Origin of the sequence: Microbacterium sp. USTB-Y, from assembly GCF_023703415.1 — a bacterium.
Lineage (GTDB): Bacteria > Actinomycetota > Actinomycetes > Actinomycetales > Microbacteriaceae > Microbacterium.
On record NZ_JAGMTU010000006.1, the window covers coordinates 256855 to 282528 of the forward strand.

A 25674-nucleotide genomic window follows, 5' to 3' on the forward strand; every position below is an offset into this window, starting at 1 on the left:
TCTTCTCTCGTGCCGAGCCTGCAGCGGGCCGGCGCACCGTGACCCGAAGGACGACATGAACGAGTTCGCGCAGTCCCCCTCCCTGACCCTCCTCCCGGCCGTCGACGTGGCCGGCGGTCAGGCCGTGCGCCTGACCCAGGGCGAGGCCGGAAGCGAGACCAGCTACGGCGATCCGCTCGACGCGGCCGCCGAGTGGGTCGACCAGGGCGCCGAGTGGATCCACCTCGTCGACCTCGACGCGGCGTTCGGCCGCGGCAGCAACGCGCCCATCCTGCGTCGCGTCATCAAGCAGTTCCGCGGTGTCAACGTCGAGCTCTCCGGCGGGATCCGCGACGACGCGAGCCTCGAGGCCGCGATGGAGTCGGGCGCCGCCCGGATCAACCTCGGCACGGCCGCGCTGGAGAACCCCGAGTGGGCCGCCGACGTGATCGCCCGGTACGGCGACGCGGTCGCGGTCGGCCTCGACGTCCGCGGCACGACGCTCGCGGCGCGCGGCTGGACCAAGGAGGGCGGCGACCTCTGGACGGTGCTGGACCGCCTGGAGGACGCGGGCTGCAGCCGCTACGTGGTCACGGACGTGACGAAGGACGGCACCCTCAAGGGCCCGAACCTCGACCTGCTCCGCGAGATCACCGCGCGCACCCCGAAGCCCGTCGTGGCCTCGGGCGGCATCGCCAACCTCGACGACATCGCCGCGCTGCGCGAGCTCGTGCCGCTCGGCGTCGAGGGCGCGATCGTCGGCAAGGCGCTGTACGCCGGTGCGTTCACCCTGGCCGAGGCGCTGGATGTCGCCGGATCCTGACGACACCGCGTCCGCGGCGTGCGACCACGACCACGGCCCGCACGCCGGGACCGGAGACTCCGCCGGCGTGCCCTGGGCCGGTCGCTCGTTCCAGGAGAACACCCGCGCCGGTGACGACGGGTCGGCGGATCCGGCGCTCTGGGATGCGCTGACGCGCTTCCGCGCGGGGGAGGGCTCCCAGGTCGAGGTCGTGGACGCGTTCCGCGCCGCGCGCGTGCTGGTGCCCCTCGTCGCGGAGAAGGGCGAGGAGGGTGTCGCCCCGTCCGGCCTGACCGTGGACAAGACGCAGGAGCTGTCGCTCGTGACGGTCGCGTCGCCGGACGGACGCACGGTCCAGCCGGCGTTCACGAGCGTCGACACCCTGCGCGCATGGGACCCCGTGGCGCGCCCCATCCCGGTCGAGGCCGCGCGGGTCGCGCTGTCTGCGTCGTCCGGCGACGCCGAGCTGATCGTGCTGGATCCCGGATCCGCGACCGAGTTCGTGCTGCGCCGCCCCGCCGTGTGGGCGGTCGCGCAGGGCCAGCGCTGGGAGCCGAGCTTCTTCTCGCCCGAGGTCTACGCCGGGCTGCAGGCGAGCGTCGGCAGCGAGCTCGCCGTGATCGACGTCGCCGTCTCGGCGGGCGACCCGGACGCGCGGCTGCGCGGCCCCGAGCTCGTGGTGACCCTCGAGCTCGTGCAGGGCATGGACCGCGAGACGCTGGATGCGGTGCTGGCGCGTCTCGCCCAGCGCTGGGCCGCGGACGACCGGATCGCCGTGCTGGTCGACTCGCTCACGGTGCGGCTGCGCGCCGGCGCCTGAGCTCCGCCCCGGAGGGCGGGCCCGGTCAGGTGACCGGGCCGGTCCACTTCTCGCCCGGGCCCTGACCGATCGGGTCGGGGATGACGGACGCCTCGCGGAAGGCGAGCTGCACCGAACGCAGGCCGTCGCGCAGTGAGCGCGCGTGCATGTCACTGATCTCCGGCGCTGCGGCGGTGATGAGCCCGGCGAGCGCGTTGATGAGCTTGCGGGCCTCGTCCAGGTCCTTCTGCGACTCAGGGTCGTCGGCGAGGCCGACCTTGACGGCGGCGGCGCTGAGCAGGTGCACGGCGGCCGTGGTGATGACCTCGACGGCGGCGACGTCGGCGATGTCGCGGGCCGCTCCCGCGGCGCCGTCATCGGTCGTGGAGACGGGGGAGACGTGCTCGTGGCCGTCGGGCGCGGGAGTGCTCACTGTGCCGGCTTTCCGAAGGTCTTGCCTTCTGATAGACTTCTGCGGGCTCCGGGGCTTAGGCCCCGGCACGAAAGAGGATTCACTTCCCACCCGCGCTTGCCGCTCAAGGCTACCGGGTCCAGCACTCCGCCGATTCACGTCGGTAGCCCGAGTCATCTCGGGAGGCACCGCGCAGCGACAGTTGTGCAGGCGTCAGGGTGCCGCCGGCGTCTGAGTGCCGGCGGGTGGGACGATTCCGCTTTCGCCCGTGATCCGTCCGGATCGCGGTGGCCGAAACCATCGTCTAAGGAGTCCGCATCAGCGATCCCCGCACCAATGAGCGCATCCGCGTCCCCGAGGTCCGCCTCGTCGGTCCCGCGGGTGAGCAGATCGGCGTCGTCCGCATCGAGGCCGCGCTGCGTCTTGCGCAGGAAGCCGACCTCGACCTCGTCGAGGTGGCCCCGAACTCGAAGCCTCCCGTGGTCAAGATCATGGACTACGGCAAGTTCAAGTACGAGGCTGCGCAGAAGGCGAAGGAAGCTCGCCGCAACCAGGCGAACACCATCCTCAAGGAGGTGCGCTTCCGTCTGAAGATCGAGGCGCACGACTACACGACCAAGCTCAAGCGCGCCGAGGGCTTCCTCAAGTCCGGCGACAAGGTGAAGGCGATGATCCTGTTCCGCGGTCGCGAGCAGTCCCGTCCCGAGCAGGGCGTGCGGCTCCTCCGCAAGTTCGCCGAGGACGTGGCCGAGTTCGGCACGGTGGAGTCCAACCCCACCATCGACGGACGCAACATGGTCATGGTGATCGCCCCGCTCAAGAACAAGTCCGAGGCGAAGGCCGAGCAGAACGCGGTGCGCGACGCGCAGCGCGCGGCCAACAAGCAGGCCGCCCGCGACGCCAAGGCGCCCGCGGCGCCGAGCGCCCCGGCCGCACCGGCTGAGTGATCCGCCGGATCCCGTAGCCCCACACAGACCTCCCGCTGCATGCGGGCAGAACCCTGTCGCCCAGCTGGGCGCCATACGAAGGAAGAGAAGATGCCGAAGCAGAAGACCCACTCGGGTGCCAAGAAGCGCTTCAAGATCACCGGCAGCGGCAAGCTGAAGAAGCAGCAGGCCGGCATGCGCCACAACCTCGAGCTGAAGTCGAGCCGTCGCACCCGCCGCCTCAACCAGGACCAGGTGCTGTCGAAGGCAGACGCCAAGGTCGCCAAGAAGCTCCTCGGCCGCTGACGCGCCCGATCGCACGATAGGAATACACGAAAATGGCTAGAGTCAAGCGCGCCGTCAACGCTCAGAAGAAGCGCCGCGTCATCCTCGAGCGCGCCTCGGGTTACCGTGGCCAGCGCTCGCGCCTGTACCGCAAGGCGAAGGAGCAGGTCACCCACTCCCTCGTCTACGCGTACCGCGACCGTCGCAAGCGCAAGGGCGACTTCCGTCGTCTGTGGATCCAGCGCATCAACGCCGCTGCCCGCCAGAACGGCATCACGTACAACCGCTTCATCCAGGGCCTCGGTCTCGCCGGCGTCCAGGTCGACCGCCGCATGCTCGCCGAGCTCGCGGTGAACGAGCCGGCGACCTTCGCCGCTCTCGTCGAGACGGCCCGCAAGGCTCTGCCGGCGGACGTCAACGCGCCCAAGTCGGCTGCGTAAGCACGGTTCCTGAGCCCGTCGAAGGGCTCGAAGGGGCGTCGTCCGTGAGGACGGCGCCCCTTCCGTGTCCCTAGACTGTGAGCGTGCTGGAGAATCCCCGATCCCCGCGCGTGCGCGCCGTCGCCAAGCTGACCAAGCGCAGTGCCCGAACCGAGACCGGCCTGTTCCTCCTGGAGGGGCCGCAGGCGGTCCGCGAGGCGCTGTCCTACCGCCCGGACGCGATCGTGGAGCTCTTCGCGACGCCGACCGCATGGGACCGGCACACCGACCTGCGTCATGCCGCCGCCGAGGCCGACGTGCGCCTCGAGTACGTGACCGAGTTCGTCCTCGCGGCGATGGCCGACACCGTCACCCCGCAGGGCGTGGTGGCCGTCGCGCGGCAGACGCCGACATCGGTCCGCGACATCTTCGCCGCATCGCCGCGCCTCATCGCGATCTGCGAGGAGGTGCGCGATCCCGGAAACCTCGGCACGATCATCCGCGCCGCCGACGCCACCGGCGCGGACGCCGTCGTGCTCACCGGTCGCACGGTCGACCTGTACAACCCGAAGGTGGTGCGCTCGACCACGGGATCCCTGTTCCATCTCCCCGTCTCTGTCGGGGGCGATCTCGCCGACGTCGTCGCCCGCGCACACGCCGCGGGCCTTCAGGTGGTCGCCGCCGACGTGAAGGGCGACGATCTGCTCGCGGCGCGGGCGGAGGGGGCGCTGGCCCGGCCGACGGCGTGGCTGTTCGGCAACGAGGCGCGCGGCCTCGAGGACGACGCGCTCGAGCTCGCGGACCGGGCGCTGCGGCTCCCGATCTTCGGCCGCGCGGAATCGTTGAACCTCGCGACCGCGGCGAGCGTGTGCCTCTACGAGAGCGCGTTCGCGCAGCGCGCCTGACCGGCTTCCCCGGCCGGGACGGCTGATACCGTGGTGCGGATCCGGTCGACGGAGCCGGGGCACGCGAGGGGACGGCGTTCATGAAGATCCTGATCGTCGAGGACGACGAACGCGTGGCGGACGCCCTCGCCGGATTCCTGGGCCGCGCCGGCTACGCGGTGGAGCGCGCCGGCGACGGACGCGGTGCGCTCGAGATGCTCGGCACCGACACCGAGGCGGTCATCCTGGACCTCGGGCTCCCCGACATCGACGGGATCGAGCTGTGCCGTCGCATCCGTACGGTCAGCGGCGTGCCGATCCTCATCGCCACGGCGCGCAGCCAGGTGCACGAGCGCATCCGCGGGCTGCGGGCCGGGGCCGACGACTTCCTCGTCAAGCCGTACGACGTGCAGGAGCTCCTCGCCCGTATCGAAGCGGTGACGCGCCGCAGCCAGGCGATCGGCGGCGGGCTGGGCCAGGTCGGCATCGACATCGACGGCGTCCGCATCGACCTCGTCGCGCGCCGGGTGCTGGTCGACGGCGAGCCGGTGGAGCTGACCCGCAAGGAGTTCGACGTCATCGCGGTGCTGGCCCGGTATCCGGGCGTCGCCGTGCCGCGGGAGCGCCTCATCCGCGAGGTGTGGAACACCGACTGGCAGAGCTTCGCCCGTTCGCTCGAGGTGCACGTCGCCTCCATCCGCCGCAAGATCGGCCGTCCCGCGCTCATCGAGACCGTGCGCGGGATCGGATACCGCCTGACGGGCCTCTGACCGTGCGTCGTCGTCTGTTCGTCGTGTTCCTGGTGCCGCTGGCGGCGGTGCTGCTGCTGCTCGGCGGCGCGTACGGATGGGCGGCCTCGCGCAGCGTGCAGCAGTCCTTCTACACCCAGCAGATCGGCGATATCGGCACGTTCGTGACGAGCGCGCGCCAGGCGCTGCTCTCGGGCAGCGCCGAGGTCCTGGACGGGGAGCTGCGCCGCTACAGCGCGCTGTACGGAACACGGGTGGTCGTCGTCGACCGCTCCGGGCGACCCTGGTCGCCGCAGCAGGCCGACGCGGAGGTGCTCGACCAGCCGACCGCCGACAAGGTGCAGCTCGCGCTCTCCGGGCGGCGCAGCGACCTGCCCGAGCCGGTGCTGCTGCCGTGGCAGTTCGCGGAGCAGTCGCTCGTCGAGCCCATCTTCGACGGCAGCGACGTGATCGGCGCGGTGGTGATGTCCGCGAGCGTGGACGCGCCGCGCTCCGAGATCGTGCGGCAGTGGATCCTGCTCGGCGTCGTGAGCGTGCTCGCGATCGGAGTCGGCCTGCTCGTGGTCGTGCGTCTGGCCGGCTGGGTGCTGCGCCCGGTGCACCGGGTGGACGAGGCGATGGAGGCGATCGAACGCGGCGACATGGAGGCGCGGATCGCCGACGACACGGGCCCGCCGGAACTGCACCGGATGATCCTGCTGTTCAACCGGATGGCGGAGGAGATCGAGCGGGTGGTGTCGCGCCAGCAGGAGTTCGCGCTCAACGCCTCGCACGAGCTGCGCAACCCCCTGAGCGCGCTCCTGCTGCGGGTGGAGTCGCTCGCGACCGGCCTGGACCGCAGCTGGGACCGCGACGTCGAGGCGACCCGGGAGGAGGGACGCCGCATGACCCGGATCCTGGACACCCTGCTCGCGTTCGCGCGCGGCGCGGATCCGGCTCCGTCGCGCGATCCGATCGACCTCGTCGCCCTCGCGCGCCGCCGGGTGGAGTCCTGGCGGGACGCGGCGGCGGCGAAGGGCGTCGCCCTGGTCCTGCTCGCCCCCGGGCCGGGGGCCGGCGGCCGCGTGCTCTCCAGCACCGATGAGACGATCGCGGAGAGCGCGCTCGACGCGGTGATCGACAACGCGGTGAAGTTCTCGCCCGCGGGCGCGCAGATCGAGGTCACCGCGGCGCGCGTCCAGGACCGATGCGAGCTGACGGTGCGCGACCACGGTCCTGGACTGCCCGAGGAGGAGCTCGCGCACGCGACCGACCGGTTCTGGCGCAGCGATCGCACCCGCACCACGCCGGGCACGGGTCTCGGCCTCGCCATCGCCACCGATCTGCTCGCCACCGTCGATGCAGGCGTGCGGGTCGAGGCGGCCGACGGCGGCGGCCTCCGCGTGGTGCTGATGCTGCCCGGGACGGAGACGCGATGAGTGCGGAGGCCGGCCGTCGCGTGCGCGGGAGGACCCGGGCGGCGCGGGCGCTCGCCCTGGTGCTGTGCCTGCTGACCGTGCTCGGACTGGCGGCCTGCGCCCCGGCCGATCGCGGCTGGGCGGACCGGCCGCAGGCGATCGCCGGCGGGGGAGCGACGGGCGTGTACTACGCGTACGGGCAGCGGTTCGCGGCCGCGCTGAGCGCGCACCTCGGCGCGACGTTCACCGCGCAGGCGACCAACGGATCCGTCGACAACCTGGAGCGCATCGGCGCGGGCACCGCCGTGTTCGGCTTCGCGCAGGGCGACGCCGTGGCCGACGCCGTCGCGGGCACCGGAGCGTTCTCCGAGCCGCTCCCGATCGTGGCGGTGGCGCGGCTGTACGACGAGTACGTGCACATCGTGGTGCGGGCGGGGTCGGACGTGCACGACCTCCGCGACCTCGCCGGACGCGCGGTCTCGCTCGGCGCGCGCGGCTCCGGCGTGGATCTCGTCGCCCGGCGGATCCTCGGGGCGGCGGACGTCGATCCGGCCGGCATCCGCAACCCGGAGCTCGGGCTGGAGGCCTCGATCGGGGCCTTGCGGCGCGGCGAGATCGACGGCTTCTTCTGGGTGGGCGGGCTGCCCACGCCCGGTATCGCCACGCTCGCCGCGGACACCCCGATCCGGCTGCTGTCGATCCCGCCGGCGGTCGTCGACGCGGTCAACGCCGCGCACGCGGGCGCGTACCGGCAGGCGGACTTCCCCGTCGGCGCCTACGGCATCGACGCGTCGACCGTGACGATGACGGTGCCCAACTACCTGGTCACGCGTGCCGACGCCCCCGAAGGGCTCATCCACGACGCGACCGCGGTGCTGTTCGAGCAGCGCGGCGAGATCGCCCGGGGCGCCCCGGCCGCCGCCCTGCTCGATCGTCGTCAGGCGATCTTCACGGACCCGATCGCCCTGCACGACGGCGCGGTGCGCTACTACCGCGAGACCCACGACTGAGGTCGCGACCCCCTCCTCCGGAACATCGTCGTCGCCGGCGGGAAACACCCCGGAAACCGGAGCGACGAAACCCTCAAGGAATCCTCAAGCGAGGCGTTCCGCGGGCCGCGGAGCCAATAACGTCATCGCGTCGGGGCCCGCAGGGTCCTGGCGAGAACCCGAACCATCCGGCCATTCGATTCATCGGAGAGTCAGTCATGACCGACGTCACCCCTGCTGCCCTCGGCGCCCCTCTCGTGGTCGTGCAGAACGTGCAGAAGCACTACGGCGAATTCCAGGCGCTGACCGACATCGACCTCACCGTGCACAAGGGCGAGGTGGTCGTGATCATCGGTCCGTCCGGATCCGGCAAGTCCACGCTCTGCCGCACGATCAACCGCCTGGAGACGATCACCAGCGGTTCCATCACGATCGACGGCGAGGAGCTGCCCGCGGAGGGCAAGGGCCTCGCCCAGCTCCGCGCGGACGTCGGCATGGTGTTCCAGTCGTTCAACCTCTTCGCGCATCTGACGATCCTGGAGAACGTCACCCTCGGTCCCATCAAGGTGCGCGGGATGAAGAAGGCGGACGCCGAGAAGGAGGCCATGCAGCTCCTCGAGCGCGTCGGGGTCGCCAAGCAGGCCTCCAAGCTCCCCGCGCAGCTCTCCGGCGGTCAGCAGCAGCGCGTCGCGATCGCACGGGCGCTCGCCATGCACCCGAAGGTGATGCTCTTCGACGAGCCGACCAGCGCCCTGGATCCGGAGATGATCACGGAGGTGCTCGACGTCATGGTCGAGCTCGCCGCGAGCGGCATGACGATGATCGTCGTCACGCACGAGATGGGCTTCGCGCGCAAGGCCGCGAACCGCGTCGTGTTCATGGCCGACGGCCGGATCCTCGAGGAGGCCGAGCCCGAGGAGTTCTTCACGAACCCGCAGTCGGACCGGGCCAAGGACTTCCTGTCCAAGCTGCTCACCCACTGACCTGATCCCCGCACCACAGCACCTGCACCGAAGGAGAAGCACATGCGAAAGTCACGGATCCTCACCGGCATCGGCATCGCCGCCGTCGCCCTGATCGCCCTCACGGGCTGCAACAGCGGCAGCCCGACCAGCCCCGGCGCGACCGGGGAGGGCGTCGCCCCCACCAGCGACAAGCCGCTGTTCGAGGTCGCCAAGGACGTCAAGCTCGAGGGCAGCCCCACGTTCGACCGGATCACCAAGAACGGCAAGATCACGATCGGCGTCAAGGAGGACCAGCCGGGTCTCGGCTTCAAGGACGCGACCACGGGCGAGCGCACCGGCTTCGACGTCGACATCGCGCGCTGGATCGCCGCGTCGCTCGGCTACAGCGAGGACAAGATCGAGTTCAAGGCGATCCCCTCCGCGAACCGTGAGCAGTCGATCGTGAACGGCGACATCGACTACTACGTGGGCACCTACTCGATCACCGACAAGCGCAAGGCCGTGATCGACTTCGCCGGCCCCTACTTCGTCACGGGGCAGGGCCTGCTCGTCCGCAAGGGCGAGGACACGATCAAGAGCGAGAAGGACCTCGCCGGCAAGACCGTGTGCTCGGCGACCGGATCCACGCCGCTGCAGAACATCCAGGCGAACTTCCCCGACACCAAGACGGTCGGCCTCGACCTGTACTCCGCGTGCGTGGAGCAGCTGATCAACAAGCAGGTCGACGCGGTCACGACGGACCAGGCGATCCTCATCGGCTACGCCGCGCAGGATCCCGAGGAGCTCAAGGTCGTCGGCGAGCCCTTCACGACCGAGCGCTACGGAGTCGGCCTCGCCAAGGGCGACACCGCGCTGCAGACGTTCATCAACACGATGTTCACCGACGGAGGGGACACCTGGACCGCGATCTTCGAGAAGAACCTGGGGGCGAGCGGCCTGAAGGTCACTCAGCCCGCAGTCGACAAGTGATCCGGGGCGGCCGGCGGGGCTGATCCCCGCCGGCCGCGTCTTCCCTCCCGGCGTCCGCGGACGCCTCCGAACCCAGTCCTCGAACTCGAAGGAGAGATGGCGTGGATGCACTCCTGGGCAACCTCGACCTGTGGGGTCAGGCGACCCTCAATACGGTCCTGCTCTTCCTCGGCGGCGGCGCGCTGGCCCTCGTGCTCGGCACGGTCGTGGGCGCCATGCGCGTCTCGCCAGTCCCGATCGCGAGGGGCGTCGGCACCGTCTACGTGAACCTCGTCCGCAACACCCCGCTGACCCTGGTGTTCTTCTTCTTCGTGTTCGGATATCCGAAGCTCGACCTCCCGGAGATCCCGTTCATGCCGCTGGGCATCATCGCCCTCGGCATCTACACGGCCACCTATGTCGCCGAGGTGCTCCGCGCCGGCATCAACACGGTGCCCGTCGGGCAGGCGGAGGCGGCGCGCGCGATCGGCCTCTCCTTCGGACAGGTGATGACCCTGGTCGTCATGCCGCAGGCGTTCCGCTCGGTCGTGCCGCCCATGATGAGCGTGTTCATCGCGCTGCTGAAGAACACCACGGTCGCCGCGGGCTTCTCCATCGCTGAGCTCGCCGCCCTCCGCGCCACGGTCGCCGATTCGGCGAACCGGCCCGGCACGGTCATGGAGATCTTGCTCTGGGTCGCCGTCGTGTTCATCGTCCTCGTGTTCCTGCTGAGCCTCGTGCAACGGCACTTCGAGAAGAAGTGGAGGATCGTCCGATGAGCGGCGCATCCGTTCTCTACGACGTCCCCGGTCCCCGTGCGGTGCTGCGCAACCGCATCCTCGGTCTCGTGACGGTACTGATCGTCCTCGCCGCCGTCGGCTTCATCGTGTACCGCTTCGCGGCCACGGGCCAGTTCGACGCGAGCCGCTGGAACCTCTTCACCTACTCGCTCGTGTGGCAGGGCATGGCCCAGGCGCTGTGGGCGACGGTGAGCGCGTTCCTCGCCGCCGGCGTCGGCAGCATCGTGCTCGGCTTCGTGCTCGCGATCGGACGGCTCTCGGACCACGCCTGGGTGCGGGTCCCGGTCACCGTGGTGATCGAGCTGCTGCGCGCCGTGCCGGTGCTGGTCATGATGATGATCTTCTTCTACGGCGTGAACTCGATCCCCGGATCCACGTTCCGGATGTCGGCCTACGCCGCGGTCGTGATCGGCCTGGTGCTCTACAACGGCTCGGTGCTCGCCGAGGCGCTGCGCGCGGGCATCGAGGCGCTCCCGAGGGGCCAGAAGGAGGCCGGGTACGCGATCGGCCTGCGCAAGTCCGGCGTGATGGCGTTCATCCTGCTGCCGCAGGCTATCCGCGCCATGCTGCCGGTCATCGTCGCCCAGCTCGTGGTGACGCTCAAGGACACCGCGCTCGGCTTCATCATCACCTACCCCGAGCTCATCTACTACGCGAAGTACCTCAGCTCGCAGCCGGGCCGCCCGCTCCTGCAGGCCGGGCTCATCGTCGCCGTGATCTACATCTCGATGTGCCTGATCCTCTCCGGCATCGCGAAGTGGCTCGAGGTGCGCACCCGGCGCTCGCCGAAGATGAAGGGCTACACCCCGGATGCGGGCGGTGGCGATCCTCGGATCCACGACGGCAGCACCGTCACGGAGGTCATCGCGATGCAGCGCGGCGCGGGCAAGTTCGACGGCACCAGCACCGGTCCGAGCGTCTGAGCCTGCGGGTGCGCGCCGGTAGACTCGATTCTCGTGTCCGACAACGCACAGACTTCCCCTGAGATCACGCCCGAGGCGGTGGAGACCGCCGTCGAGGCCGCGCTCGCCGCGATCGGATCCGCGGCAGACACCGCCGAGCTGAAGGCGGCACGCGCCGCGCACGTCGCCGAGGGGTCGCCGCTCGCGATCCTCAACGCGTCGATGCGCCAGGTCGCGCCCGAGCACAAGGCGGCGTTCGGCAAGCTCATCGGCCAGGGCCGCGGGCGCGTCACGCAGGCCCTCGCGGCGAAGGAGGCGGAGCTGGCCGAGGCCGAGATCGCCGCGCGCCTCGAGGCCGAGCGGGTCGACATGACCGCGGTCGCCTCGCGCAGCCGCGTCGGCGCCCGGCATCCGCTGACCCTGCTGCAGGATCAGATCAGCGACGTGTTCGTCGGCATGGGCTGGGAGATCGCCGAAGGCCCCGAGCTCGAGCACGAGTGGTTCAACTTCGACGCGCTGAACTTCGACGTCGACCACCCGGCGCGTCAGGAGCAGGACACGTTCTACGTGGATCCGCCCTCGCGCCACCTCGTCATGCGCACGCACACCAGCCCGGTGCAGGTGCGCTCGATGCTCGACCGCGAGGTGCCGATCTACGTGCTCTGCCCCGGGCGGGTGTACCGCACCGACGAGTTCGACGCGACGCACCTTCCCGTCTTCACGCAGTTCGAGGGCCTCGTCGTCGACAAGGGCATCTCGATGGCCCACCTCAAGGGCACGCTCGACCACGTCGCGCGCCAGCTCTTCGGCCCGGAGGCGAAGACCCGCTTCCGCACGAACTTCTTCCCCTTCACGGAGCCGTCCGCCGAACTGGACCTCTGGCACCCGACCTTCAAGGGCGGCGCGCGCTGGATCGAGTGGGGCGGCTGCGGCATGATCAGCCCCAACGTGCTGCGCGCGGCGGGGATCGACCCCGACGTGTACAGCGGCTTCGCGTTCGGCATGGGCGTCGAGAGGGCGCTCATGTTCCGCAGCGACGTGCAGGACATGCGCGACATGGCAGAGGGCGATGTCCGTTTCAGCGAGCAGTTCGGGATGGTGGTGTGATGCGCGTCCCGCTTTCGTGGCTGCGTGAGTACGTGGATGTGGCCGACTCGGCGACGCCGGACGACGTCTTCGCGGCGCTCGTCTCGGTGGGCTTCGAGGAGGAGGAGCTGCACGGCTTCGGCATCTCGGGTCCGGTCGTGGTGGGACAGGTGCTCTCCTTCGAGGAGGAGCCCCAGTCCAACGGCAAGACCATCCGGTGGTGCCAGGTCGACGTCGGTGACGCCCAGGGGGGCGTCCGCGGCATCGTCTGCGGCGCGCACAACTTCGCCGTGGGCGACAAGGTGGTCGTGACCCTGCCGGGCGCGGTGCTGCCGGGGCCGTTCCCGATCGCCGCGCGCAAGACCTACGGGCACGTCTCGGACGGCATGATCGCGTCCGCGCGCGAGCTGGGCCTCGGCGACGAGCACAACGGGATCCTCATCCTGTCCGAGCTCGGCATCGACGCGCCCGTCGGAACCGACGCGATCGCCCTGCTGGGGCTGGACGACGTGGCCGTCGACATCAACGTCACCCCCGACCGCGGCTATGCGTTCTCGATCCGCGGCGTCGCGCGCGAGTACGCGCACGCGACCGGCGCGGCCTTCCGCGACCCCGCGGAGCGCGACTTCGCCGAGCTCCAGCCCGGCACGGGCTTCACCGCCGTCGTCGAGGACGCGGCGCCGATCCGCGGCAACGCCGGGGCGACCGAGTTCGTGACGCGCGTGGTGCGCGACGTGGATCCGTCCCGTCCCACCCCGCCGTGGATGATCGCCCGCCTCACGCTCGCGGGCATGCGCTCGCTCGGCGTGCTCGTCGACATCACGAACTACGTGATGCTCGAGCTCGGCAACCCCGTGCACGGCTACGACCTGGACAAGCTCGACGGGAACATCGTGATCCGTCGTGCCGCGGAGGGCGAGACCATGGTCACGCTCGACGGCCAGGAGCGCACGCTCAGCGCCGAGGACCTCCTCATCACCGACGGATCGGGGCCGATCGGCCTGGCCGGCGTCATGGGCGGCGGCACCACGGAGATGAGCGAGACCACCCGCAACGTGCTGATCGAGGCTGCCACGTTCGATCCGATCACGATCGCGCGTTCGGCGCGTCGCCACAAGCTCCCGAGCGAGGCCTCCAAGCGCTTCGAGCGCGGTGTGGATCCGCTCATCCCGTTCGCGGCGGCGCGGCGCGTGGCCGACCTCATGGTCGAGCTCGCGGGCGGCACGCTGACCGACGAGGGCGGTGCGCTCTTCGCCGAGGTCTTCGTCTCGGGCATCGAGCTGCCGGCCGGCTTCGTGCAGGGGCTCATCGGCGTCGACTACACGGACGCCGAGGTGACCGGCGCCCTCGAGACGATCGGCGCCGAGGTGACCCCGGTCGACGCTTTGACGGGCTCAGGGGCCGGCTGGACCGTGATCCCGCCGAGCTGGCGGCCCGACCTCACCGACAAGTGGACGCTGGCCGAGGAGGTCGCGCGCATCCACGGACTGGACCGGATCCCGTCCGTGTTGCCCACGCCGCCGTCCGGTCGTGGACTCACCGACCTGCAGCAGGGTCGGCGTCGCGTCGCGAACGCCCTGGCCGCCGCGGGGCTCGTGGAGACCCCGGCGTTCCCGTTCACGACGCAGGAGCAGAACGACCTGCACGGCTCCGCCTCGGGGGAGAGCATCCCCGGCGTGCGCCTGGCCAACCCGCTCGACGGGCAGGCGCCGTTCCTGCGCCGTTCGCTGCTTCCCGGCCTGCTGCAGATCGCGCACCGCAACCTCGCGCGCGGCCTCGTCGATCTCGCGATCTTCGAGACCGGCATCGTGTTCCTGCCCGAGCCCGGCGTCGTGTACGGCACCGAGGAGGTGCCGCCGCTGGGCGCCAGGCCCTCGGACGAGACGCTCGAGGCGCTGAACGCCTCGATCCCGCCGCAGGCCCGCCATCTCGCGGCGCTGTTCACGGGGCACGTCACTCCCCGCCAGCCCGGGCGAGCGGCCGAGGAGTACGGACTCAGCGAGGCGCTCGACGCCGTGCGCGTCGTCGCCGAGGCGGCGGGCGTCCCGATCGAGGTCGTGCAGGGCACCCGTGCCGCGCTCCATCCGGGACGCACGGGCGTGCTCCGGGTGCGCGGCGTCGAGGTCGGCTACGTCGGTGAGCTGCACCCGCAGGTGTCCGCGGATGCGGATCTGCCGGGACGCGCGGTGGTGCTCGAGCTCGATCTCGACGGCGTCCTGGCACGGGCGGGGGAGCGCGTGGTCGCGGCCTCGCTGTCGACCTACCCCGCCGCGACCCAGGACGTGTCGCTCGTGGTGGACGCGGGGATCCCCGCGGCGGAGGTGAGCGCGGCGCTCTCCGAGGGTTCCGGTGCGCTCCTCGAGTCGGTCCGCCTCGTCGACGACTACCGCGGCGAGGGCGTTCCGGCCGGATCCAAGAGCCTCAGCTTCGCGCTGCGGTTCCGGGCAGAGGACCGCACCCTCACCGCCGCCGAGGCGACCGAGGCCAAGCTCGCGGGCGTCGCCGTGGCGACCGAGCGGTTCGGAGCCCAGCTCCGCGACTGAGACCTGACGATCGCACGGCGAAGAGCGCCTGAATGACCGGATCCGCGGATCGGTCGTGCTGGCGCTCTCGTCGCGCCGGGGACCTTCGACCCGCAAGGCCCTGGCGGCGTTCCTGGCTAGACTGACCGGCAGTGACACGGGGTGCCGCATCCGCGGCTGAGATCACACCCGTCGAACCTGATCTAGGTCGTACTAGCGAAGGGATGTCGCGATGAGCGCGCGTCTGGAAACGTCGTCCGAGTCCGTGGTGGGATCCGCCGCGGACCTTCTGCGGGAGCTGCGGGTGGAGCCCCCGCTCGTGCACTGCATCACCAACTCGGTGGTCACCGGGTTCACCGCCAATGTGCTGCTCGCCCTCGGCGCCGCGCCGGCGATGGTGGACATTACGGGCGAAGCCGGCATGTTCGCCGCGATCTCCTCCGGTCTCCTGGTGAACCTCGGCACCCCCACGCCCGAGCAGCGGTCGGCGAGCCTCGAGGCCGTCGGAGGGGCGCGCACGGCGGGCACGCCCTGGGTGCTCGACCCGGTGGCCGTGGGGGCTCTCCCGGTGCGGACCGCGCTGGCGCAGGATCTGCTGGGCCTGCGTCCCACGCTCATCCGCGGCAACGCGTCCGAGATCCTCGCGCTCGCCGGCCTCAGCCAGGGCGGGCGCGGCGTGGACGCGCTCGACGCGACGGAGGCGGCGGCGGACGCGGCTCGCGACCTCGCGCGACGGACCGGGGGAGCGGTCGCCGTCTCCGGCCCGGTCGACCTCCTCGTCGACGCCGAGCGCACGATCCGCGTCGCGAACGGCGACGCCCTGCTCACCCGGGTCACCGGGGGCGGCTGCGCCCTCGGCGCCGTGATGGCCGCGTTCCTCGGTACGGCGCGACGGACCGGGCACGACCCGCTGGTCGCCGCGACGGCGGCGACCCTCGTCTACACCGTCGCCGCCGAGGACGCGGCGGAGGGTGCAGCCGGACCCGGATCCTTCGCCGTCCGGCTCCTCGACGCGCTCTCGGCGGTCCGTCCGGAGCATCTCGCCGTCCGCGCTCGCGTCGAGGCGGGGCAGGGAGTGGCCGCATGATCGGGGCGGAGGTCCTCACCGCGCCGCAGGAGGCCGCACCCGAGGCGGTGCCGGCCCGCCGTGCTGCCCGTCTCCGCCGCGACGATCTCGCGCTCTACCTCGTCACGGATCCGGCGCTCTGCGGGGAGCGTGGCGTGGCCGCGGTCGTCGACGCGGCCGTCTCCGGCGGGGCGCGGATCGTGCAGCTGCGCGACAAGGACGCCGACGACGCGTCGATCGTGGAGCAGCTGTGCGCGCTGTCCGAGGTCATCGCAGGGCGGGCGCTGCTCGTCGTGGACGACCGCCTCGACGCGGTCGTGGAGGCGCGTCGCCGCGGAGCCCGCGTGGACGGGATCCACCTCGGGCAGTCCGACGCCTCGCCGCTCACCGCGCGCTCCCTCCTCGGCCCCGACGCGATCGTCGGGCTCACCGCGAACACGCCAGCGCACCTCGACGCCGTGCGGGCGCTGCCCTCCGGCACCGTGGACTACCTCGGCGTCGGCGTCATCCACCCGACGAGCACCAAGCCCGACCACCCGGCTCCCCTCGGCGTGGCGGGGTTCGCCGCGTTCGCCGCCGACAGCCCGCTGCCCTGCGTCGCGATCGGCGGCATCGAGCGCGCCGACGTCGCTGCGCTCCGCGCCGGCGGTGCCGCGGGGGTCGCGGTGGTGTCGGCGCTCTGCGCCGCCCCGGATCCGCGGGTCGCCGCACGCAAGCTGCTGCGCGCGTGGGGCGCGGGCGGGATCGCGCGCGTGCTCTCGATCGCCGGCAGCGACCCCTCCGGGGGTGCCGGGATCCAGGCCGACCTCAAGTCGATCGCCGCGAACGGCGGCTACGGCATGGCCGCGATCACCGCGCTGACCGCCCAGAACACCCGGGGCGTCCGCGGTGTGCACGTGCCTCCCGCCTCGTTCCTGCGCGCCCAGCTCGATGCCCTCGGCGACGACGTGCGCGTCGACGCGGTGAAGATCGGGATGCTCGCCGACGCGGAGGTGATCGCCGAGGTCGGATCCTGGCTGCGCGTGCATCGCCCGCCGACCGTCGTGCTGGATCCCGTGATGGTCTCCACGAGCGGCGACCGGCTCCTGGATGCGGCAGCGGAGCAGGCGCTGTGCGCGCTGCTGCCGCTGGCCGACCTGATCACGCCGAACCTTCCGGAGCTGGCCGTCCTCGTGCGCGAATCCGCCGCAGCGAGCTGGGCAGGCGCGCTCGCCCAGGCGCAGCGGCTCTCTGCGGAGACCGGCGCTCTGGTGCTCGTGAAGGGCGGGCATCTCGGCGGAGACGAGGCGCCCGACGCGCTCGTCGGCCCGTTCGGGCCGGTGCGGGAGTACCCCGGATCCCGGATCCGCACCGCCAGCACGCACGGCACCGGCTGCTCGCTCTCCGCCGCGCTCGCGACCCGGCGGGCCGCGGACCGCGACTGGCGCGAAGCGGTGACCGAGGTGCGGTCGTGGCTCCGCGAGTCGATCGCCGCCGGGGCCGGACTGCAGGTCGGATCCGGTCACGGCCCGGTCAGCCACTTCGCCGGGCTGTGGCGTCGCGGCGGGCTCGAGGCGCATCCCGCTCGCGAGGAGGTCGCCGCAGCGTGGTGGTCGTCGATCGCCCCGATCCGTCGCGCGATCGACGACCTGCCGTTCCTGCGCCGCCTCGCCGACGGAAGCCTGCCGGAGGCCCCGTTCCGGGCGTACCTCGCGCAGGACGCCCTGTATCTGCGCGACTATGCGCGCACCCTCGCCGAGGCGGCGCGCCTCGCGCCGGACTCCGCGGAGCAGGCGTTCTGGGCGCACTCCGCCGAGCAGTCCGTCATCGGGGAGCTGCAGCTGCACGCCAGCCTGCTGTCGCCGGAGGGGATCGGCGCGGCCACGTTCCGCGCGGAGCCCGTGCCGGCGACGACCGCCTACCTGGACCATCTGCGGGGTGCGGCGTTCGACGGCGACTACCGGGTGCTCATCGCGGCTCTGCTGCCCTGCTTCTGGATCTACGCCGACGTCGGCACCCGGCTGCATGCGCAGGCGAAGGCGGACCCGGTGCGCCCTTACGCCGTGCACCCCTTCGCGGAGTGGCTCGACGAGTACGCGGATCCGCGGTTCGCCGAAGCCACCGAGGAGGCGATCCGGATCGTCTCCGCGCACGCCGCCGCGGCCGACCCGGTCACGCGCGAGCGGATGCGGGTCGCCTTCGTGCGCTCGAGCGAGCACGAACGCGCGTTCTTCGCCGCAGCCGACCTCCGCGATTGAGGGGATCCGCCCGGTCTCCGGTGCGATGACGCGGGGCTGGGCCCTCGATTTGGACGAGGGCCCGGCCCCGCGATAGGGTCGCCGCATGCTTCCGGCTCCGCACACGACCACCCCGGCGGGTGTCACCGTGGTGCGTCGACGCCGCTCGGGCGACCGCCGACTCTAGGCGACCCTGCGCTCCCGTGTCGTACGCGGTCGAGCGCCGGCGTCGCCGCCTCCGGCCCCGCATCGCACTCCTGCCGCGCGCCGTCTTCTTGGGCGTCCGCGGCAGACCCGACCGTTAAGGTGGAAGCATGACGTATTCCGTCGCCGTCTCCGGCGCATCCGGCTATGCGGGCGGCGAGATCCTTCGCCTGCTCGCGAGCCATCCCGACGTCGAGATCCGCACCGTCACGGCGCACTCGAACGCCGGCCAGAAGCTCTCCGAGCACCAGCCGCATCTGCGCTCCCTGGCTCACCTGACCCTGCAGGACACGACGCCCGAGATCCTCGCCGGCCACGACATCGTGTTCCTCGCACTGCCGCACGGGCAGTCGGGGCAGTACACCGATGCGCTCGGCGACGTCCCGCTCGTGATCGACGCGGGGGCCGACCACCGGCTGACGTCGCAGACCGCGTGGGACGCCTTCTACGGCGGAGCGTTCCACGAGCCGTGGAGCTACGGCGTGCCCGAGCTCCTGGTCGATGGAGGGAAGCAGCGCGAGCACCTCCGCGGCGCGACCCGGGTCGCGGCCCCCGGCTGCAACGCCTCCACCGTGAGCCTGAGCCTCGCCCCCGGCGTCGCGGCCGGCGTGATCGACCCGTCCGACATCGTGACGGTGCTCGCCGTCGGTCCCTCCGGCGCCGGCAAGAGCCTCAAGCCGCACCTGCTGGGCAGCGAGATCCTCGGATCCGCCAACCCCTACGCGGTGGGCGGCACGCACCGGCACATCCCCGAGATCCGTCAGGCGCTCGCCGCCGCGTCGGGCCCGTCGACCGTCTCCGGGATCGTGGATCCGGAGGGGATCCGGATCTCCTTCACCCCCGTCATCGTGCCGATGGCGCGCGGGATCCTCGCCACCTCGACCGCGCCGATCGCGCCCGGTGCCACCGACGCCCAGATCCGCGAGGCGTGGGAGAGCGCCTACGACGGAGAGACCTTCGTGCAGCTGCTGCCGGAGGGATCCGTCCCGCGCACCGCCGACGTGCTCGGCGCCAATACGGCGCTCCTCGGCCTCGCGATCGACCGCGCCGCGAACCGCGTCGTGGTGGTCACCGCCGTCGACAACCTCGTCAAGGGCACCGCAGGCGCCGCCATCCAGTCCATGAACATCGCGCTCGGTCTCACCGAGACCACGGCGCTCACCATCAACGGAGTCGCCCCATGAGCGTGACCGCACCCCAGGGATTCGAGGCGGCCGGCGTCGTCGCGGGCCTCAAGTCCACCGGCAAGCCCGATGTGGCCCTGGTGGTGAACCGCGGGCCCCGGAAGGTGGGCGTGGCGGTGTTCACCAGCAACCGGGCCAAGGCCAACCCGATCATCTGGTCGCAGGAGGTCGTGAAGGACGGCATCGTCGAGGCCGTCGTGCTGAACTCCGGCGGCGCCAACTGCTTCACGGGACCGTTCGGGTTCCAGACCAGCCACCTCACCGCCGAGCGCGCCGGAGAGCTGCTGGGCGTCAGCGCGGGGGACGTGGTGGTCTGCTCCACCGGCCTCATCGGCACCGGGGACGAGGTCTTCCGGGGCAAGGTGCTCGCCGGGGTCGAGGCCGGGGTCGCGCAGCTGAGCGCCGACGGCGGACAGGCCGCCGCCGAGGCGATCATGACCACCGACACCGTCGCGAAGACGGTCGCCGTGACCCGCGACGGCTGGACCATCGGCGGCATGGCGAAGGGCGCGGGCATGCTCGCGCCGGGGCTGGCGACGATGCTCGTGGTGCTCACGACCGACGCCGTGCTCGACGCGGCCGAGGCCCACGCGCTGCTGCGCCGTGCGACCGGCACCACCTTCGACCGGCTCGACTCGGACGGCTGCATGTCGACCAACGACCAGGTGACGCTGCTCGCCAACGGCGCGAGCGGGATCCGGCCCGATCTGGACGACTTCGCGGCCGCGCTCACCGAGGTCTCCGACGAACTGGCCCGCAAGCTGCAGGACGACGCCGAAGGCGCCAGCCACGCGATCTCGATCGAGGTCCTGCACGCCGCGAGCGAGCAGGATGCGGTCGAGGTGGGCCGCGCGGTCGCGCGCAACAACCTGTTCAAGGCCGCGATCTTCGGCAACGACCCGAACTGGGGGCGTGTGCTGGCCGCGATCGGCACGACCCGCGCCGCGTTCGATCCCTACGACGTCGACGTCTGGATGAACGGCGTGCGGGTGTGCACCGCCGGCGGTCCCGACCGGCCGCGCGAGGAGGTCGACCTGACGCCGCGCGCGACGCACGTCGTGATCGACCTCAAGGTCGGCGAGGCCGCGGCGACGATCCGCACCAACGACCTCACCCACGACTACGTGCACGAGAACAGCGCGTACTCCTCATGAGCGATCTTCAGGACACCGCGCCCGAGGAGGCCGCGATCAAGGCGCAGACGCTGATCGAGTCGCTGCCCTGGCTGAAGAGGTACCGCGATCAGATCGTCGTGGTCAAGTACGGCGGCAACGCGATGATCAGCGACGACCTGCAGGAGGCGTTCGCGCAGGACATCGCCTATCTCCGCTACGTCGGCGTGCAGCCGGTCGTCGTGCACGGCGGGGGGCCGCAGATCTCCGACATGCTCGAGCGGCTCGAGATCCCCAGCGAGTTCAAGGGCGGCTACCGGGTCACGAACACCGAGGCGATCAGCGTCGTCCGGATGGTGCTCACCGGCCAGGTCAACCCGCAGCTCGTCTCGAAGATCAACTCGCACGGACCGATCGCGACGGGGCTGAGCGGCGAGGACGCCGGGCTCTTCGGCGGACGTCGCCGCGGTGTGATCATCGACGGCGAAGAGGTCGACCTCGGTCGCGTCGGCGACGTCGTCCAGGTGGATCCGACGCCGGTCCACGATCATCTCGCAGCCGGACGAGTCCCCGTCGTCTCCAGCATCGCCCCGGATCTGGATCATCCGGGCCAGTCGCTGAACGTGAACGCGGACGCGGCGGCGGCGGCGCTGGCGACGGCGCTCGGCGCGGTCAAGCTCGTGATCCTCACCGACGTCGCCGGACTCTACGCGGACTGGCCTAACCGCGACTCGCTCGTCTCCCACCTGACCACGTCGGAGCTCAAGACCATGCTCCCGTCGCTCGAGTCGGGGATGATCCCGAAGATGACCGCATGCCTGGAGGCCGTGGAGTCGGGCGTGCATGCGGCGGCCATCATCGACGGGCGGGTGCCGCACTCGGTGCTCGTCGAACTGTTCACCAGCAAGGGAATCGGAACGGAGGTGGTGGCGGGATGACGTCGCCGGCCGAAGGTACTTGGCAGGAGAGCGCCGAGCGCGACCTGATCTTGAATGCGGGCACGCGGTACGAGCTGCTCGTCCGCGGTGAGGGATCGCACCTGTGGGACGGCGAGGGGCGACGCTACCTCGACTTCCTCGCGGGCATCGCGGTCACCGCTCTCGGGCATGCGCACCCCGTCTTCGTCGAGGCCGTGTCCCGCCAGGCGGGCACGCTCGCCCACGTGTCGAACTACTTCGCCACCCCGCCGCAGCTCGAGCTCGCGGCCCGGCTCAAGCGCCTCGCCGGCACAGGTGACGCCGGCCGGGTGTTCTTCGGGAACTCCGGGACCGAGGCCAACGAGGCCGCGTTCAAGCTCGCGCGCCTGCACGGCGGGGCGGAGCGCCCGCGCATCCTGTCGCTCGACAACGCGTTCCACGGCCGCACGATCGGCGCGCTCGCCCTCACGGCGAAGGCATCGATGCGGGATCCGTTCCAGCCGCTGCCCGGCGGCGTCGAGCACATCCCCGCCACGATCGAGGCGCTCGAGCAGGCGCTGGACGACCGGGTCGCCGCGCTGTTCGTCGAGCCCATCCAGGGCGAGGCCGGCGTGCTCGAGCTGCCCGACGGCTATCTCCGCGCTGCGCGCGAGCTGACGGCGAAGCACGGGGCGCTGCTCATCGTGGACGAGATCCAGACCGGTGCCGGCCGCACCGGGGACTGGTTCGCCTTCCAGTACGAGGACGTCGTGCCCGACGCGATCACCCTGGCGAAGGGCATCGGCGGCGGCTTCCCGATCGGCGCGCTCGTCGCGTTCGGCGACGCCGCGGCCCTGCTGGGCCCGGGCTCGCACGGCTCCACGTTCGGCGGCAACCCGCTCGCCACCGCGGTCAGCAACGCCGTGCTCGAGGAGATCGAGCAGGCGGGGCTCGTGCAGAACGCGCGCGACCGGGGCGCCCAGGTGCGCGCGGCCGTCGAGGGGATCGGATCCCCGCTGGTCACCGGCGTCCGCGGACGCGGGCTGCTCATCGGCGTCGCTCTCGCCGCCCCCGTGGCGGGCGAGGTGGTCGCCGCGGCCCAGCGCCTCGGCCTCATCGTGAACGCCGCGAACCCCTCGTCGGTCCGGATCGCGCCCGCGCTCACCATCGGCGACGCCGAGATCGCCGAGTTCACCGACCTGTTCACCGCCGCCCTCGCGGAGGTCGCGGCCACCGCTCTCACGGAGACGAACGCATGACCCGCCACCTGCTGCGCGACGACGACCTGACCACGGCCGAGCAGACCGAGATCCTCGACCTCGCGCTCGAGCTCAAGAAGGACCGCTGGGCCGACAAGACCCTCGCCGGTCCGCAGACGGTCGCGGTGATCTTCGACAAGTCCTCGACCCGCACCCGCGTCTCGTTCGCGGTGGGCATCGCCGACCTCGGGGGATCCCCGCTGATCATCTCGACGGCGAACAGCCAGCTCGGAGGCAAGGAGACCCCGGCCGACACGGCTCGGGTGCTGGAGCGCCAGGTCGCCGCGATCGTGTGGCGCACGTACGCGCAGGCGGGTCTCGAGGAGATGGCCGAGGGCACGCGCGTCCCGGTCATCAACGCGCTGTCCGACGACTTCCACCCGTGCCAGCTGCTCGCCGACCTGCTCACGATCCGCGAGCACAAGGGCGACCTCGCCGGGCTCACGCTCTCGTTCTTCGGCGACGGACGAAGCAACATGGCGCACTCCTACGTGCTGGCGGGCGTCACCGCGGGCATGCACGTGCGGGTCGCGTCGCCCGAGGCCTACGCGCCCCGCGCCGACGTGGTGGCCGACGCCCATCGCCGCGCCGCCGAGACCGGCGGTTCGCTGACTCTGGTCACGGATCCGGACGAGGCCGCGGCGGGTGCCGATGTCATCGTCACCGACACCTGGGTGTCGATGGGCAAGGAGGAGGAGAAGGCGCAGCGGCTGCGCGACCTCGGCGCATACAAGGTGACCACCGGCACCATGGCGCGCGCCGACGGCGAGGCGATCTTCATCCACTGCCTGCCCGCGGACCGCGGCTACGAGGTCGACTCCGACGTCATCGACGGCCCCCAGAGCGTGGTCTGGGACGAGGCGGAGAACCGCCTGCACGCCCAGAAGGCGCTGCTCGTGTGGCTCATCGGGAAGTCTTCGGGACCGTCGAGCGAGGGAACGAAGTGACCGAGACTCGCCGCGCCGCCGCGCACGGAACCAATCAGGGCGCGCTCTGGGGCGGCCGGTTCGCCGGCGGTCCCAGCCCGGAGCTCGCCGAGCTGAGCCGGTCGACGCATTTCGACTGGATCCTCGCGCCCTACGACATCGCCGGTTCGCACGCGCACGCCACGGCGCTCGAGGCCGCGGGCTATCTCGAGGCCGATGAGGCGGTGCGCATGCACGCCGGCCTGGACGCCCTCGCCGCGAAGATCGCCGACGGCACGCTTCTCCCGCAGCCGGGCGACGAGGACGTGCACGGTGCGCTCGAGGCGGCGCTCATCGCCGAGGTCGGCGCCGATCTGGGCGGACGCCTGCGCGCGGGGCGCAGCCGCAACGACCAGATCGCGACGCTCGTGCGCATGTATCTCATCGACCACGCACGGATCATCGGCCGCGACGTCCTGGGCCTCATCGACGCGCTCGTCGCCCAGGCGCAGGCGCACGACAGCGCGATCCTGCCCGGACGCACCCATCTGCAGCACGCCCAGCCCGTGCTCCTCGCGCACCACCTGCAGGCGCACGCCTGGCCGCTGGTGCGCGACCTCGAGCGCCTGGTCGACTGGCGCGCGCGGGCCGGGGTGTCTCCGTACGGCGGGGGAGCGCTGGCCGGATCCACGCTCGGACTCGACCCTGCCCTGGTCGCCCGCGAACTCGGCCTGGACCGACCCGCGGAGAACTCGCTGGACGGCACCGCGTCCCGCGATGTCGTCGCGGAGTTCGCCTTCATCACCGCGATGATCGGCGTCAACCTGTCTCGCTTCTCCGAGGAGATCATCCTCTGGAACACCCGCGAGTTCGGCTTCGTCACGCTCGACGACGGCTACTCCACGGGATCCAGCATCATGCCGCAGAAGAAGAACCCCGACATCGCCGAGCTCGCGCGCGGCAAGTCCGGGCGTCTCATCGGCAACCTGTCCGGGCTCCTGGCCACCCTCAAGGGTCTGCCGCTCGCGTACAACCGCGATCTGCAGGAGGACAAGGAGCCGGTCTTCGACTCGGTCCGCACCCTCGAGGTCGTGCTGCCGGCGTTCACCGGGATGGTAGCGACGCTGCGGTTCGACACCGACCGCATGGCCGAGCTCGCTCCCCAGGGCTTCTCGCTCGCGACCGACGTCGCCGAGTGGCTGGTGAAGAACCGGGTCCCGTTCCGGGAGGCGCACGAGATCTCCGGTTCCCTGGTGCGCGCGTGCGAGCAGCGCGGGCTCGGTCTCGAGGACGCCGACGATGCGCTCCTCGCCGAGGTGTCGCCGCTCCTGACTCCCGCCGTCCGGGAAGTGCTCACGATCGAGGGGTCCGTGGCCAGTCGCGATGGCGTCGGCGGTACCGCCCCGGTGCGCGTCGCCGAGCAGCGCGCCGAGCTCGTCGCGCGTGCGCAGTCGGCTGCTCACGCTCTCGGGATGTGACCTGAAAGAACCTCCGCGGATGCTGTTCCGTCCGCCGAAACCCTCCTCTGGGCATCCGCACGGGGGAGGGTTTCCTCGTTCATCAGGTGTTTCGCCTGCAGAAGCCGCCGAATCGAGGGGTGCGACACGCCCGGGGTGCGGCCGCGATTTGCCGGAACCCCCGGATCCGCGTAACTTATTACTTGTTCGCCCCAAGCGGTAGAGCGAAGGGCCGGAAGGCCTGACTCCCCAAGCGGCGAACAAAACCCATCTCAACGAAGAACTTCCCCTGTGGAAGATCATCGAGTATGATGGGTAACTCCCGGCCCAGGTTCGTCGCAAGACGCAGCGAGCGGGAGTGAGATCTAGCCCTACTTGTGATGCCGCGAGGCTGAACTGTAGGAGCATCCGATCCTTGAGAACTCAACAGCGTGCACTTGTCAAATGCCAATTTATTCCTCGTCCAGTCTTCGGGCTGGTTGAGAAATTCCTTTGGATCAAAGACCAACTC

General features: G+C 71.4%; 24 protein-coding genes and 1 riboswitch. Of the genes, 23 read left to right on the forward strand and 1 reads right to left on the reverse strand.

What is annotated here, in order from left to right; genetic code table 11:
- The first annotated feature begins 55 nt into the window (after positions 1–55).
- Both priA and J8G10_RS16155 read left to right on the forward strand, forming a co-directional pair.
- Positions 56–802, forward strand: coding sequence for a bifunctional 1-(5-phosphoribosyl)-5-((5-phosphoribosylamino)methylideneamino)imidazole-4-carboxamide isomerase/phosphoribosylanthranilate isomerase PriA (gene priA, locus J8G10_RS16150; RefSeq protein WP_251447203.1), 747 nt, complete (start codon positions 56–58; stop codon positions 800–802).
- The gene (locus J8G10_RS16155; RefSeq protein WP_251447205.1) at positions 786–1601 is read left to right on the forward strand and encodes an SseB family protein; all 816 of its coding nucleotides are present in this window, start codon (positions 786–788) and stop codon (positions 1599–1601) included. The genes priA and J8G10_RS16155 overlap by 17 nt, the downstream gene beginning before the upstream one ends.
- Positions 1602–1626: 25 nt before the next feature.
- Here the strand turns inward: J8G10_RS16155 and J8G10_RS16160 are convergent, their stop codons facing one another.
- Positions 1627–2013: a DUF1844 domain-containing protein gene (locus J8G10_RS16160; protein ID WP_251447207.1), complete on the reverse strand. Its 387-nt coding sequence runs from the start codon at positions 2011–2013 to the stop codon at positions 1627–1629.
- 323 nt (positions 2014–2336) lie between these two features.
- On the opposite strand from J8G10_RS16160, the gene infC reads away from it, so the two are divergent.
- The 21 genes from infC to argH all read left to right on the forward strand — a co-directional run bounded on the left by infC (position 2337) and on the right by argH (position 25184).
- Positions 2337–2939, forward strand: coding sequence for a translation initiation factor IF-3 (gene infC / locus J8G10_RS16165; protein WP_374208788.1), 603 nt, complete (start codon positions 2337–2339; stop codon positions 2937–2939).
- 90 nt (positions 2940–3029) lie between these two features.
- Positions 3030–3224, forward strand: a complete 195-nt coding sequence (gene rpmI / locus J8G10_RS16170; protein WP_182253581.1) for a 50S ribosomal protein L35 — start codon at positions 3030–3032, stop codon at positions 3222–3224.
- A 32-nt stretch (positions 3225–3256) separates the two neighbouring features.
- Positions 3257–3643, forward strand: a complete 387-nt coding sequence (gene rplT, locus J8G10_RS16175; protein ID WP_045249837.1) for a 50S ribosomal protein L20 — start codon at positions 3257–3259, stop codon at positions 3641–3643.
- A gap of 83 nt (positions 3644–3726) precedes the next feature.
- Positions 3727–4527: an RNA methyltransferase gene (locus J8G10_RS16180; RefSeq protein ID WP_251447209.1), complete on the forward strand. Its 801-nt coding sequence runs from the start codon at positions 3727–3729 to the stop codon at positions 4525–4527.
- Between the two features lie 80 nt (positions 4528–4607).
- A complete protein-coding gene (locus J8G10_RS16185) occupies positions 4608–5276 on the forward strand; it encodes a response regulator transcription factor (protein ID WP_251447211.1) in 669 nt (222 codons plus the stop codon).
- 2 nt (positions 5277–5278) lie between these two features.
- The gene (locus J8G10_RS16190) at positions 5279–6673 is read left to right on the forward strand and encodes a HAMP domain-containing sensor histidine kinase (protein ID WP_251447213.1); all 1395 of its coding nucleotides are present in this window, start codon (positions 5279–5281) and stop codon (positions 6671–6673) included.
- Positions 6670–7662 (forward strand): TAXI family TRAP transporter solute-binding subunit, encoded by a 993-nt coding sequence (locus tag J8G10_RS16195; RefSeq protein ID WP_251447215.1) that lies wholly within the window; start codon positions 6670–6672, stop codon positions 7660–7662. Before J8G10_RS16190 ends, J8G10_RS16195 begins: the two co-directional genes overlap by 4 nt.
- 197 nt (positions 7663–7859) lie before the next feature.
- A complete protein-coding gene (locus J8G10_RS16200) occupies positions 7860–8624 on the forward strand; it encodes an amino acid ABC transporter ATP-binding protein (RefSeq protein ID WP_251447217.1) in 765 nt (254 codons plus the stop codon).
- Positions 8625–8666: 42 nt separating this feature from the next.
- Entirely contained in the window at positions 8667–9575 is a 909-nt protein-coding gene (locus J8G10_RS16205; protein WP_251447219.1) for a glutamate ABC transporter substrate-binding protein, read from the forward strand.
- A gap of 101 nt (positions 9576–9676) precedes the next feature.
- Positions 9677–10333 carry an amino acid ABC transporter permease gene (locus J8G10_RS16210; RefSeq protein WP_251447221.1) on the forward strand — a complete coding sequence of 219 codons (657 nt, stop codon included), beginning with the start codon at positions 9677–9679 and terminating at the stop codon, positions 10331–10333.
- Positions 10330–11277 (forward strand): amino acid ABC transporter permease, encoded by a 948-nt coding sequence (locus tag J8G10_RS16215; protein ID WP_251447223.1) that lies wholly within the window; start codon positions 10330–10332, stop codon positions 11275–11277. Before J8G10_RS16210 ends, J8G10_RS16215 begins: the two co-directional genes overlap by 4 nt.
- 27 nt (positions 11278–11304) lie before the next feature.
- Positions 11305–12363 carry a phenylalanine--tRNA ligase subunit alpha gene (pheS, locus tag J8G10_RS16220; RefSeq protein WP_374208789.1) on the forward strand — a complete coding sequence of 353 codons (1059 nt, stop codon included), beginning with the start codon at positions 11305–11307 and terminating at the stop codon, positions 12361–12363.
- The gene (pheT, locus tag J8G10_RS16225) at positions 12363–14885 is read left to right on the forward strand and encodes a phenylalanine--tRNA ligase subunit beta (protein WP_251447227.1); all 2523 of its coding nucleotides are present in this window, start codon (positions 12363–12365) and stop codon (positions 14883–14885) included. The genes pheS and pheT overlap by 1 nt, the downstream gene beginning before the upstream one ends.
- Before the next feature lie 127 nt (positions 14886–15012).
- Positions 15013–15106, forward strand: a riboswitch (TPP riboswitch).
- Positions 15097–15951: a hydroxyethylthiazole kinase gene (thiM, locus tag J8G10_RS16230; RefSeq protein ID WP_251447229.1), complete on the forward strand. Its 855-nt coding sequence runs from the start codon at positions 15097–15099 to the stop codon at positions 15949–15951. It overlaps the preceding riboswitch by 10 nt.
- The gene (locus tag J8G10_RS16235; RefSeq protein WP_251447231.1) at positions 15948–18167 is read left to right on the forward strand and encodes a bifunctional hydroxymethylpyrimidine kinase/phosphomethylpyrimidine kinase; all 2220 of its coding nucleotides are present in this window, start codon (positions 15948–15950) and stop codon (positions 18165–18167) included. Before thiM ends, J8G10_RS16235 begins: the two co-directional genes overlap by 4 nt.
- A 293-nt stretch (positions 18168–18460) precedes the next feature.
- Positions 18461–19534, forward strand: coding sequence for an N-acetyl-gamma-glutamyl-phosphate reductase (gene argC, locus J8G10_RS16240; protein WP_251447233.1), 1074 nt, complete (start codon positions 18461–18463; stop codon positions 19532–19534).
- Positions 19531–20688 (forward strand): bifunctional glutamate N-acetyltransferase/amino-acid acetyltransferase ArgJ, encoded by a 1158-nt coding sequence (gene argJ, locus J8G10_RS16245; RefSeq protein ID WP_251447235.1) that lies wholly within the window; start codon positions 19531–19533, stop codon positions 20686–20688. Before argC ends, argJ begins: the two co-directional genes overlap by 4 nt.
- The gene (gene argB, locus J8G10_RS16250; protein WP_251447238.1) at positions 20685–21584 is read left to right on the forward strand and encodes an acetylglutamate kinase; all 900 of its coding nucleotides are present in this window, start codon (positions 20685–20687) and stop codon (positions 21582–21584) included. The genes argJ and argB overlap by 4 nt, the downstream gene beginning before the upstream one ends.
- Positions 21581–22801 (forward strand): acetylornithine transaminase, encoded by a 1221-nt coding sequence (locus J8G10_RS16255; protein WP_251447241.1) that lies wholly within the window; start codon positions 21581–21583, stop codon positions 22799–22801. Before argB ends, J8G10_RS16255 begins: the two co-directional genes overlap by 4 nt.
- Positions 22798–23748 (forward strand): ornithine carbamoyltransferase, encoded by a 951-nt coding sequence (gene argF / locus J8G10_RS16260; protein ID WP_251447245.1) that lies wholly within the window; start codon positions 22798–22800, stop codon positions 23746–23748. Before J8G10_RS16255 ends, argF begins: the two co-directional genes overlap by 4 nt.
- Positions 23745–25184 (forward strand): argininosuccinate lyase, encoded by a 1440-nt coding sequence (argH, locus tag J8G10_RS16265; protein ID WP_251447248.1) that lies wholly within the window; start codon positions 23745–23747, stop codon positions 25182–25184. The genes argF and argH overlap by 4 nt, the downstream gene beginning before the upstream one ends.
- The last annotated feature ends 490 nt before the right edge of the window (positions 25185–25674 follow it).